General features: G+C 66.4%; 10 protein-coding genes. 7 read left to right on the forward strand and 3 right to left on the reverse strand.

Translation table 11 applies throughout. The features are described 5' to 3' along the window. Positions 1-5 precede the first annotated feature (5 nt). From ABDC78_RS14340 to ABDC78_RS14350, 3 genes are all read right to left on the reverse strand, one after another. A complete protein-coding gene (locus tag ABDC78_RS14340) occupies positions 6-710 on the reverse strand; it encodes a glycoside hydrolase (RefSeq protein WP_218620309.1) in 705 nt (234 codons plus the stop codon). 34 nt (positions 711-744) lie between these two features. Beyond that, on the reverse strand, positions 745-1,530 hold the full coding sequence (locus ABDC78_RS14345) for a SigB/SigF/SigG family RNA polymerase sigma factor (protein ID WP_178357356.1): 786 nt from the start codon (positions 1,528-1,530) through the stop codon (positions 745-747). A gap of 142 nt (positions 1,531-1,672) precedes the next feature. Beyond that, positions 1,673-3,841, reverse strand: a complete 2,169-nt coding sequence (locus ABDC78_RS14350) for an FUSC family protein (protein WP_178357355.1) — start codon at positions 3,839-3,841, stop codon at positions 1,673-1,675. A 270-nt stretch (positions 3,842-4,111) separates the two neighbouring features. On the opposite strand from ABDC78_RS14350, the gene ABDC78_RS14355 reads away from it, so the two are divergent. The 7 genes from ABDC78_RS14355 (at position 4,112) to ABDC78_RS14385 (ending at position 12,037) form a co-directional block, all read left to right on the forward strand. Further along, positions 4,112-4,327 (forward strand): ferredoxin, encoded by a 216-nt coding sequence (locus ABDC78_RS14355; RefSeq protein WP_178357354.1) that lies wholly within the window; start codon positions 4,112-4,114, stop codon positions 4,325-4,327. 11 nt (positions 4,328-4,338) lie between these two features. Further along, complete coding sequence (locus ABDC78_RS14360; protein ID WP_178357395.1) at positions 4,339-5,727, forward strand: FAD-dependent oxidoreductase; 1,389 nt, start codon at positions 4,339-4,341, stop codon at positions 5,725-5,727. Positions 5,728-5,754: 27 nt separating this feature from the next. Further along, positions 5,755-7,032 carry a cytochrome P450 gene (locus ABDC78_RS14365; RefSeq protein WP_178357353.1) on the forward strand — a complete coding sequence of 426 codons (1,278 nt, stop codon included), beginning with the start codon at positions 5,755-5,757 and terminating at the stop codon, positions 7,030-7,032. A gap of 8 nt (positions 7,033-7,040) precedes the next feature. Further along, on the forward strand, positions 7,041-8,081 hold the full coding sequence (locus ABDC78_RS14370) for an NAD(P)-dependent alcohol dehydrogenase (RefSeq protein WP_178357394.1): 1,041 nt from the start codon (positions 7,041-7,043) through the stop codon (positions 8,079-8,081). Between the two features lie 71 nt (positions 8,082-8,152). Continuing rightward, a complete protein-coding gene (locus ABDC78_RS14375; protein WP_178357352.1) occupies positions 8,153-8,545 on the forward strand; it encodes a DUF4267 domain-containing protein in 393 nt (130 codons plus the stop codon). 142 nt (positions 8,546-8,687) lie between these two features. Next, the gene (locus tag ABDC78_RS14380; protein WP_178357351.1) at positions 8,688-10,925 is read left to right on the forward strand and encodes an NADP-dependent isocitrate dehydrogenase; all 2,238 of its coding nucleotides are present in this window, start codon (positions 8,688-8,690) and stop codon (positions 10,923-10,925) included. Between the two features lie 125 nt (positions 10,926-11,050). Beyond that, positions 11,051-12,037 (forward strand): hypothetical protein, encoded by a 987-nt coding sequence (locus tag ABDC78_RS14385; RefSeq protein WP_178357350.1) that lies wholly within the window; start codon positions 11,051-11,053, stop codon positions 12,035-12,037. Positions 12,038-12,043 lie beyond the last annotated feature (6 nt).

The raw sequence follows: 12,043 nt of genomic DNA on the forward strand, positions 1-12,043 counted from the left end.
GACCCCTAGGGCTGCATCGACCCGATGTAGTACTTTTCGCTGCCGGTCGGGTATCCGCCGCCGTTGGTGGCGATGTGCACGTGGTCGAAGTGGTTGAGGGTCTCCGAGCCGTAGTCGGCCGTCCAACTCGGCGCGCCGATACCGGGGTAGTAGCCCTGGCGCCAGATCACGTGGAGTACACCCCAGCGCCGCGCATTGGCCAGCGCCAAACCGGCGATCTGGTTGCCCAGCTCGATTCCTTCTTCGGTGCCGTAGTTCGGGATCATCACGTCGATCGCCAAACCGTTGGGGTGCCATCGCAAGGCGTCTTGCCGGTAGCCACCGATAGTGGTGATCTCGGGAAACATCATGCTGATCGCCCGCGCCGCCCAGATTGTCCTGACCTGCAGACCCGACTCCGGCGCGACGCCTTCGGGCAGCGCCAGGTCGAACACCCGGGCATCCACGGGCGCACTCGCCGCCAGCAGTTCGGCCTGCGAGGGCGTGGCCGCATTCGGCGTCCCGGCAGGCACCGGATCCTGACTCACGGGCGCCTCTGCGGGCGTGTCGGCGACGCGTGCCGGCTCGGCACCCTGGGCGTGCAGCATCGCGCCTGAGACAACGAGCGAAACCACGACCGCCAGCCAGCGGCCACGGCCGTTGGCTAACACGTTTCTGCCCACGGACTGCACCTTAGTGGCGCGTGCGACGCATGGGGCAATCTTCGCCATGTCGATGTCACGGGATCGACATAGCCGCCGCGACCTAGGCGGTGACCGCGTACTCCGGTTCGCTGGCATGGCTGCGCAGCGTTTCGAGTGCCTTGGCCAGCAGGCGCGACACGTGCATCTGCGAGCAACCGACGTTCTGGGCGATCTGCGTCTGCGTCATGTTCTCGAAGAACCGCAGGGTCAGCACCGTTCGCTGACGCTCCGGAAGCGCGGCGATCAGCGGGCGCACCGTTTCGACGTCGAGCACTTTGTCGAGGTTGCGATCGATATCGCCGTGGGTGTCGCCGAACGGCCTGTCGTCGTCGCCGGTGCCGACGAATCGGTCGGTGGAGACAGTCGAATAGTTGCCGCCGCCGATGGTGGCCTCGACGACGAGTTGCCGGTCGACGCCGAGGTGTTCGGCGATCTCCGTCGCGTTCGGCGCTCGGCTGAGCGTCTGCGACAACTCCGCGCGGGCCCTGATCAGTTGCGGTTGAAGCTCTTTGACGCGGCGCGGCACCTTGACGGCCCAGCCGTGGTCGCGGAAGTGGCGGCGCACCTCGCCCATCATGGTGGGCACTGCGAAGGACAGGAAGTCGGCGCCGTTGTCGGTGTCGAAGCGGTTGACGGCGTTGACCAGTCCCACCCGCGCAGCCTGGACGAGGTCGTCAAACGGCTCACCCCGGCCGCCGTACCGTCGCGCGATGTGGTCGGCAAGTGGCAGGCAACGCTCGATGACGGCGTCGCGCTGACGCCGGTATGCTGCGGATTCTTCGTTCAGGGATCGGAGATGACGGATCATTTCCGTCACATCCGAGTAATCTGATGCTGGTTTGGACATAGGTCCACCTCTTTTATCCGTAGTCCGCTGTGCTGATGACCTCGGCTCGGAACTGAACCAACACGGCTGTTTACCCCGCTCGACTCGATCCGAAACGTCGGTGGCGAACACCCGCACCCGAAGTGGTTGCAATCCAAAGATTTCAGCTGATGCGGGAGCGCACGCCCGAAGGGGTCGCGGGCGAAGACCCAGGTGAGTCGAGTACCGATGCGAGGTCGGTCAATCGGGCGTGCAGGTTCTCCACCCGACGAACCGAGTCAGACAAACCCAGGCTTTCCGCCGCCCTCGCGGCCGGACCGTTTCGCTCGGGTGACTCCGGGGTGCCCACCGCTTCCCCGCGGGCGGTCGACTGCGTGCGCTCGATGGCTGCGCGGAGTCGCCGAAGGCCCCTGAGAACCTGTTCGTCCGACCAGCCGTGCAGCAACCGCGACGGGGCGGACAGCAGCGGTGACAGTCGCAGGTAGGCGTCGTGCACGGCACTCACGCGGTCGGCCACGTCGTTGGCGACATTCTCGGGCTGAGAGAAGACGTTGATCTCGCTCGCAGCAGCGGCGGCCTCCGCGGTCAGAGCGGTATGGGTGGAATCAAGTCGCGCTTCGGCCGGGGCTGTGCCGTGGTCGTCACCGGGAAGGTGTGAGGCGAGCGCGGCATCGAGTGCGCTGAGGTACTCGACGACGGCGGGGCGAACTTCGTGAGACGCGCGTATCGGCGCGACAGTGAGCGCCACGACCGCGGCCACGCACCCGCCGATGAGCGCCGCTACCCCTTTGTCGATGACAAGGTCGAGGTAGCGGCCTTCGGTCGCGAACAGTGGAACGAACGCGATGCCCATCCAGAACACCATTGCCGGGTATGAGACGGGCGCGGTGACGATCGTGAAGAAGACACCCACAGCGACAACGGCGACGGTCCAGCCAACCGTTTCCGGGACGGTCGCAGCGATCAGCACACCGCTGACCGCCCCCAGGACGGTCGCCGGTATCCGCACCATCGCCCGCCGTGTCGACATCCCTGCGGAACCGGCGATGATGACGAAGGCCGTCCACGCCACCACCAGGCGCTGATCGTTGCCTACCAGGGCAGCAACCCCGCCGGCGGCCACCGCTGCCACGACTCCTTGGATCGCAAGCGCCATGGTGGGGGACAGGTGGCGTCGGACGGCGTGGGCATCTGGTGCTGCCGGTGTCGCATCGGCCGATTTCGCCTGCGGACGACCACCGTTCTTGGCTAGGCTAGACGCCAATGCCATTGTCCGCGTGATCGATTCGGCGACCGTTTCCCCGTCGCCGAGGAGTGTCGCCGCCGCCAGGAGCGTGGTGGGTTCGAAGGGGGCGGCGCCGGTTTCCTCGGTCTGCGCCAATGCGTCATGGATATGACCGCGCAGTGTCTGCGCCTCCTGGGCGGCGATGTCTCTGGACTCGTCGTCGAGGTCGCCGCGCAGCGCAACCACCAGCGCCTCCAGGCTGGTGATGATCGATCCGGCAAACGCCTCGGGTAGAGATCGCATCCAATCTGGTTGGTCGACAAGGGTGATCATGTCTTCGAGCGCCTTGTGTGCCGAGTGCACCGCCACCTTCAACTGCTGCGCGTCGACTTCGCTGAGGCCGTGGACGACCGCGCCGGGTATCTGCCGCTCGATGGCGCTGCGGCAGTTCCGCACCTGTTCGAGGCGGGCGCGTAACATCTTTCCAGGTGACGGTGTGCCGTCCCGGGCAGCGTCGGTCAGATCGACGACACCGGCGACCGTGTCCGCGCTGCGTCGCGCGAACGCCTGAATCGAAAGTTGTAGCGAGCCAATCGGATCGTCGGGCAGGATCAGGTGTTCCCAGAGAGCGAGCCACCCGAAGCCGACGGCGGCGGAGACGGCGAACCACCCGAGCCGATCCGTCGTGATGTGCCCGCCGCCGGTGATGTACACCGTGATCGCACCGATCAGGGCCAGACTCGCCACCCGCAGATTCCAGGATCGAAGTGCGAACGACAAAAACATCAGCAGCACAAGCAGTCCCGCGGCGAGCAAGGGTGCCAGCAGGGTCAGGTGCACTGTGGCGACAACCGCGACGGCACAGACGATCGCCGCCCAGCCGATGGTGCGCAGTCGATCCCTGGGTTGCGGGTCGGGCGCCAGCAGGGCTCCTTCGAACGCGGCACCGGCGGCGAACAGCGTGATTCGCAGCCGCTCGTCGACATCGAACGCCGCCATGACCGTGACCATCGTGGCCCACGCGAAGACGGTGGCGAACACCGCTCGTACACCGCGCCGGGTCCGGACGAAGCCGGGGTCCGCCTTTTCGAGACGCGCTGCTATCACGCCGGTCACCGGGATCGTGGTCCCCTCTCGAGTCGATCGCGGCGCGGGGCGGCGGGCAGAATCCGAAGCCGATCGACCATGCTGGACTTTTCCCCCGATTCAGTGACCGATCAGCCGATTTCGCACCGGGTTCACCCGGAATTCAGAAGCCTGCGAAGGTCCGTCGATAGTCGGGCCAACGGGCCGCATTTACCGTAGCGTAAGGCTCCTCCCGAATCGGGTTTCGCGCTGACCAGCCCTCAGCGTCGGTTGACAAGGAGCCGGATCAGCATGCGTATCGTCGTCGATCTCAACCGCTGTCTGGGTTACGCCCAGTGCGTGCCGCTCGCGCCGGAGGTGCTCCAGCTCAACGGCGAGGAGGCCCTCGCCTACGACCCCAACCCCGACGACTCGCAGCGGCAACAGGTGGCGCGTGCCGTCGCGTCCTGCCCGGTGCAGGCCATCATCGCCGAGATGGACCCGCCGTCGGACAGGACGACGAAGTGACGACCTACCCGATGATCGACGAGATCGTCCGCGCGTTCAAGGCCGAAGGTCGGATCGTGATCGTCGGCGCTTCGCTGGCCGGTCTGCGTGCCGCAGAGGCGTTGCGGGATGAGGGTTTCGCCGGTTCGCTGACCATCATCGGCGACGAGGTCCACGAGCCGTACGACCGTCCGCCGCTGTCCAAGCAGGTGCTCAAAGGGTGGGTGCCCGCCGGTAACACCAAGTTGCCTCGGCTGCGGGCGGTCGACGCCGACTGGCGACTGGGAGTGGCAGCCACCGGACTCGATCGTGACAACCGGGAAGTGTTGCTGGCCAACGGCGACAAGGTGCCCTACGACCGGCTGCTGATCGCGACCGGTGTCCGGTCCCGCGCGTGGTTCAACCCCGAAGAGGCCAAGCTGAAGGGCCTTTTCACGCTGCGCACCAGTGATGACGCCGCGAAGATCCAGGAAGCGTTCAGGGCCCGCCCGAAACGGGTGCTGATCGTCGGCGCGGGTTTCATCGGCTCTGAAATGGCCTCGGTCTGCCGCGATCTCGGACTCGACGTCACCGTCGCCGAGCGCTCCAGTGCGCCCCTCGTCGGTCCGCTCGGCGGGGTCATCGGCGACATCGCGGCCAAGATGCAGCGCGACGCCGGGGTCGACCTGCGCACCGGTGTCGCCGTCGAAGCTCTCGAGGGCGACGCCGACGGACATGTCCGGCGCGCCAAGCTCTCCGACGGCACCACCCTCGATGTCGATGTGGTGGTGGCATCGCTGGGGTCGGTCCGCAACATCGAATGGCTCGAAGGCGCTGAACTGGCCTCGGGTTTCTGGGGAGTGGCCTGTGATGCCGGGTGCCGGGCCTTCGACATCAACGGCGTGGTCACCGACAACATCTTCGTCGCCGGCGACATCGCCCGCGCGCCGCATGTGCTCTACGAGTACCAGTTCATGGCGATCGAGCACGTCGACGCCGCGGTGTTGGGCGCCCAGACCGCGGCGCACAACATGGTCCACCTCGAGAAAGGCCGGCGTCCGCACCTGCCGTTGCCGCAGTTCTGGTCCGGTCAGTTCGGCGTCAACATCAAAGGCGTCGGCGTCTGCTCCTTCGGCGACGAGATCGTCTTCACCCAGGGCTCGGTCGAGGACCTGCGCTTCGCCGCGGCCTTCGGCAAGAACGGCCGCATCGTCGGCGCGATCACCTTCAACCACGGCAAGTGGCTGGAGTACTACGCCAGGCTCATCGAAAAGTCGGCGCCGTTCCCGCCCCCGCCGCCCGGCTACGACGTACCCGCGAACTCGGAAGTGATGTCCGCACGTTTCGGCGATCCGCGTGCCCCCACCGGAATCCCCGACGTGGTACTCACCGGCCACGACCCGACATCCCGAGGCGCCGAGTTCCGCGCCAAGAGCCGCTAGCCAGCCGCACCCGAGGAAAGAGCGCCGATGACCACCGCAGAAACCGCCTGGACCGAGGCGATGCGCTACGAGAACCGCCACGATCCCTACCGCTTCTTCGACGAACTCCGCAAGACCCCGGTCGTCCAGGTGTCCGACAGGGTCTACGTCGTCAGCGGCTACCGCGAGCTGCTGCAACTCGCGCACGACCCACACGTCAGCTCCGACATCTCGCCAAGTCCCATCTCGGCCCAGCCCGCCGGCGACACCGCACCCGATGTCGGGGCCGAACACATGCAGGCCTACGGCCGCGAAGCGAGTCTGATCGTGTCCGACCCCGCCAAGCACGACAGGCAACGCCGCCAGGTGATGCGGCACTTCGCACCACCACATTCGCCTGACGTCATCCCCAACATGGCGGCAGGCATCCAGACGCTCTGCGACGACTCGCTGAGCAGGATAAAAGCCCAGGGCGGCACCACGTTTGACGTCGTCGACGACTATGCCTATCCAGTTCCCGTCGCCGTGATCTGTCAGATTCTGGGGGTACCACTCAAAGACGAACCCACTTTCCACGGCTGGATCTTCGACTTCATGGCCGGTGCCGACATGGGCCCGGACGCCGCCACCGAGGAAGGGCAGGCCCGCAAGCAGAAGGGGCAGCAGAGCACCGCCGCGCTGACCGCGTACATGGCCGACCTGATCCAGGGATTCCTCACCGAACCGCAGGACAACGTGCTGTCCAAGTTGGTCAACGACAAGGACGGCCCGGACGGGCCGATGACACCGCAGGAGGCTGCGGCCAACGCGATGCTGCTGCTGATCGCAGGCCACGACTCCACGGTCAACACCATCGCGCACTGCGTGCTGACGCTGCTCCGCCATCCCGAATCGATCGACCTGCTCCATGACAAACCGGAACTGATCCCCAAGGCGATCGAAGAAGTGCTGCGGTTGCAGTCGGCCGTGCAGTTCTTCCCCAGCCGCAGCGTGACCGCCGACATCGAGGTCGGAGGAACCGTCATCCCGGCCGGGTCGGCGGTGCACCTGCTCTACGGCGCGGCCAACCGCGACCCGAAGCGGTTCCCCGAACCCGACAAGTTCGACATCCGGCGACCGGACAACCAGCACGTGGGCTGGGGGCGGGGAGTTCACAGTTGTGTGGGCGGTCCCCTGGCTCGTTTGGAGGTCAACATCGCGTTGGAGACCTTCCTGCGGCGGGTCGAGAACCCGCGCCTGGTCGTCGACCCGCCGCCGTACCGGGTGAACCAGGTGTTCCGCGGTCCGCTGCACCTCGAGATCGAGTTCGACCAGATCACGGATTGAGGCGCGCCATCAAGGCATTTCAGTTCGTCGAATGGCAGCGGCCGGGGCAATTGCGCGACGTGCCGGTACCCGAACCGGGCCCCGGGGAGGTCCTGGTCAAGGTGGGCGGTGCCGGCGCCTGCCATTCGGATCTTCACCTGCTGGAGGCTCCGGCAGGCTCGACGTCGATGACGCTGCCGTTCACGCTCGGCCATGAGAACGCCGGCTGGGTGGAGACGCTGGGCCCTGGAGCGACGGGCTTCGCGCCCGGCGACCCGGTGGTCGTCTACGGCCCGTGGGGGTGCGGGCTGTGCATGAACTGCCGCCAGGGCATGGAGAACTATTGCCAGACGCCCGGGAAGCCCAGCCCGGGCGGACTCGGTGGCACCGATGGTGGAATGGCCGAATTTCTCCTCGTCCCGGCCACCCGCTACCTGATCCCGCTCGGTGACCTGGACCCACGTGAGGCGGCGCCGCTCACCGACGCCGGGCTCACCAGCTATCACGCGGTGAAGCGCTCAGCACATCTACTGGGACCCGGCTCCACCGCGGTCGTCATCGGCGCAGGCGGTCTGGGGCAGATGGCAATTCAGATGCTCAAAGCGCTCAACTCGGCGACAACCGTTGTGGCGGTGGATGCGTCGCCTGACAAGCTGAAGATTGCCACGACGATGGGCGCCGACGAGGCACTGATCTCCGGCGACGACGCCGTGACGCGCATCAAGGACATCACCGCAGGGCAGGGCGCCGAGCTGGTCCTCGACCTGGTGGGTGTCCATCCGACACTCAGCATGGCGGCAGCGGTCTCACGGGTGCTCGGTCACCTCACCATCGTCGGCCTCGGCGACGCCGCACTCCCGGTGAACTTCCACAACCCCGCCCAGGAGTGCTCCGTCGCAGCGCCCTTCTGGGGCACCATTCCCGAGCTGATCGAGGTGATCAGCCTCGCCCGAGCCGGAAAGATCAAGATGCTGGTCGAGCACTTCACCCTCGATGACGCGGCACACGCCTACGAGCTGCTGCACGACGGCAGGATCCAGGGGCGGGCCGTCATCACACCGAACGACTGACGTCGTGTCGAGCAGGTGCACATCAACCGATTCCGACCCTCTGGAGCCCGCGGAAATCTAGGCTGGCATTCATGCCGATCGACCGTGCCGCACTCGTTGCGGGCAGTATCCGTCTTGCCTCGGGCGTGTCGTTTCTCGTCGATCCGTTGCGCGCGAACAAACTCTGGGGCGATTCGCGGGAACCGTCACCGTCAGGCCATCTCCTGCTGCATTCGATGGGATACCGCGATGCTCTCATCGGTGGCTTGCTCACCGCGGCGGCCTTGCGCGGCAAGGACACCCGCGGCTGGTTCCTGGCCTCCGGTGGCGCCGACGCTGCAGACCTGCTCGGCGGATCGCGGGTCCACGACGGCTTGACCCGGCCTCAGCAGATCATCGGCCTCGGCGGCGCCGTGGTCGGGATCGGTGTCGGCCTGTGGGGCGCGACTCGGCGCCCGCCGGTCCGCAGGCCCGCCGACGGCTGAGAGCATCGCCGCGACGAGCGTGACCCACTGACCCCTCGACGGCGTCAGGTAGTTGGGTAGGCTGCGCCTGAAGGTGCGGGGAGCGCGATACTGACGCGACACGCCTTCGAACATGACCGAAACTGACGCGGGAGAACCAGACATGAGCGCCGAGCAGCCGACCATCATCTACACGCTGACCGATGAGGCGCCGTTGCTTGCGACCTACGGCTTCCTGCCCATCCTCCGGACGTTCGCCGATGCCGCCGGTATCGACGTGAAGACCAGCGACATCTCGGTCGCGGCGCGCATCCTGGCAGAGTTCAGCGACCGCCTGACAGAAGAACAGAGGGTCCCCGACAACCTCTCCGTACTGGGTGAGCTGACGCAGCAGCCGGACACGAACATCATCAAGCTGCCCAACATCAGCGCGTCGGTGCCGCAGCTCCTGGCCGCCATCAAAGAGCTCAAGGGCAAGGGCTACGACCTGCCGGACTATCCCGGCGAGCCCAAGAACGACGAGGAGAAGGCCGTCAAGGAGCGCTACTCCAAGATCCTGGGCAGCGCTGTCAACCCTGTTCTGCGCGAAGGCAATTCAGATCGCCGCGCGCCCAAGGCGGTCAAAGAGTACGCCCGCAAGCACCCGCACAGCATGAGTCCCTGGTCCCAGGCGTCGCGCACTCACGTCGCGACTATGAAGCACGGCGACTTCTACCACGGCGAGAAGTCGATGACGCTGGACAAGGCACGCACGGTGAAGATGGTGCTGGAGACCGACAGCGGCCAGACGCTCGTGCTCAAGCCCGAGGTGAAGCTGGACGACGGCGACGTCATCGACAGCATGTTCATGAGCAAGAAGGCGCTCTGCGAGTTCTACGAAGAAGAGATGGAAGACGCCTACAAGACGGGCGTGATGTTCTCGCTGCACGTCAAAGCGACGATGATGAAGGTGTCGCACCCCATCGTGTTCGGGCACGCGGTCAAGATCTTCTACAAGGATGCGTTCGCCAAACATCAGACGCTCTTCGACGAACTCGGCGTCAACGTCAACAACGGGTTGTCGGATCTGTACGACAAGATCGAAACGCTGCCGGCCTCGCAGCGCGAAGAGATCATCCGCGACCTGCACGCCTGCCACGAGCACCGGCCTGAACTGGCCATGGTGGACTCCGCGCGCGGCATCTCGAATTTCCATTCACCCAGCGACGTCATCGTCGACGCCTCCATGCCCGCGATGATCCGCCTCGGCGGCAAGATGTACGGCGCCGACGGCCGCACCAAGGACACCAAGGCCGTCAACCCCGAGTCCACGTTCTCCCGCATCTACCAGGAGATCATCAACTTCTGTAAGACCCACGGCCAGTTCGACCCGACGACGATGGGCACCGTGCCCAACGTCGGACTGATGGCGCAGAAGGCCGAGGAGTACGGCTCCCACGACAAGACCTTCGAGATCCCCGAAGCGGGTGTGGCCAACATCGTCGACGTCGACACCGACGAGGTGCTGCTGACGCAGAACGTCGAAGAGGGCGACATCTGGCGGATGCCCGTCGTCAAGGACGCCCCGATCCGGGACTGGGTCAAGCTGGCCGTCACCCGGGCCCGCCTGTCGGGCATGCCGGTGGTGTTCTGGCTCGACACCGAGCGGCCGCACGAGGCCGAGCTGCGCAAGAAGGTCAAGACCTACCTCAAGGACCACGACACCGAGGGCCTGACGATTCAGATCATGCCGCAGGTGTGGGCGATGCGGTACACGATCGAGCGGGTGATGCGGGGCGAGGACACCATCGCCGCGACCGGCAACATCCTGCGCGACTACCTCACCGACCTGTTCCCGATTCTGGAGTTGGGCACCAGCGCCAAGATGCTGTCCATCGTGCCGCTGATGGCCGGCGGCGGGCTCTACGAGACCGGGGCCGGGGGGTCGGCGCCCAAGCACGTTCACCAGCTGCAGGAGGAGAACCACCTGCGGTGGGACTCGCTCGGGGAGTTCCTCGCTCTCGGCGCGAGCCTCGAGGATCTGGGCAACAAGTTCGACAACGAGAAGGCCACCCTGCTCGCCAAGACGCTGGACGCTGCGACCGGAAAGCTGTTGGACAACAACAAGAACCCATCGCGGAAGACCGGAGAGCTCGACAACCGGGGCAGCCAGTTCTACCTGGCGCTGTACTGGGCGCAGGAACTGGCAGAACAGACCGAGAACAAAGAGCTGGCCGAACACTTCGCCCCGCTCGCCAAGGCGCTCGCCGACAACGAGGACACCATCGTCACCGAGCTCAACGAGGCCCAGGGCAAGCCCGCCGACATCGGGGGCTACTACTACCCGGACCGTGAGAAGACCACCTCGGTGATGCGCCCCAGCAAGACGCTCAACGAGGCGCTGACGAGCTCGCAGGGCTGAGCCCCACTCGCCAGCTATTCCCATGTTTGGGACACAGGGCCGAAATCGCTCTGTGACGTGCGTAACATCTCACGGAGACCTGCCGATACAGAGCAAACACCGGCAGTCGTCGTCTGGGAGTAGCTATGCGTCTGGTACTTGGTATGTCCCTCACCGCCTCGAGCGCGGTCTGGGTGCTCGTCGACACCGTCAACGGCAAGATCTTGGCCGACGAGGTGGTCGCGCTCGACTCGCTTCAGGAGATTGCCAGGGCGGCGGCGCGCAGCGTTCAAGCCTTTGACGTGCAAACCGAGCACGATATCGAGGGTGTTCGGCTCACGTGGAGCGACGACGCACGCCACCACGGTGTCCGGCTGAGGACCAAACTGCGGCTGTTCGGGTTCGAGACCGTGGAGACCGTCACGCAGGAGGCGGCCCGCGAAGGCCGCAACAAGACGGCACGTCACCTCGCCCCCCACCTCACGCTCGCCTACGGTGCGGCGCGTTCGGCCGTCAACGCCGACGAGAGCAGGAACGTTTTCCAGCGCCTGGCCTCACACGTGCCGATGCGGGTCGCTGCGGCCGGAGGTGCGGCCGCGGTGCTCGGGATCGGCTTGATCGCGCTGCTGGCCCCGTCGCCCGCGGAGACGCCCGCGATCACCTCCGCCGAGGCCGCCGCGCCACCGTCGGCGCCGGCGGTGGGTCCGGCACCCGCCGCGGTGCCGTCCGCCGTGCCCGCACCACCGGCCGCCACGCCGGTCGCGGCCCCCGCCGCCGCCCCGACCCCGGCCGACGCGCCCGAGCAGATCGCGGTCTGGCGACCGGACACGACAACGGCGCAGCCGCAGACCGTGTCGGTACCCGAAGTCGTCACCGAGATCCAGCTCGACTCGACCGAGTCGGAGGCCATTCCGGTCAGTGTCGAGATACCGCATCTACCGGCTGCCGTGCCGCCGATCGCGGTGCCCGTGCCGCCGATCGCGGTTCCTGTTCTGCCTGCGGCGGCCCCGCCGATCGCCTCACCGGCTCAGCCGGCCGTGGTCCCTGCCCAGCCGTTGGCGGGCGCTCCCCAGAACATCCTGCCGCCACCGCTTCCACCGGTGTTGTCGACTCTCTTCAGCGCCCTGCCCTGACCGAAC

The organism is Mycobacterium sp. DL (assembly GCF_039729195.1).
GTDB lineage: Bacteria > Actinomycetota > Actinomycetes > Mycobacteriales > Mycobacteriaceae > Mycobacterium > Mycobacterium hippocampi_A.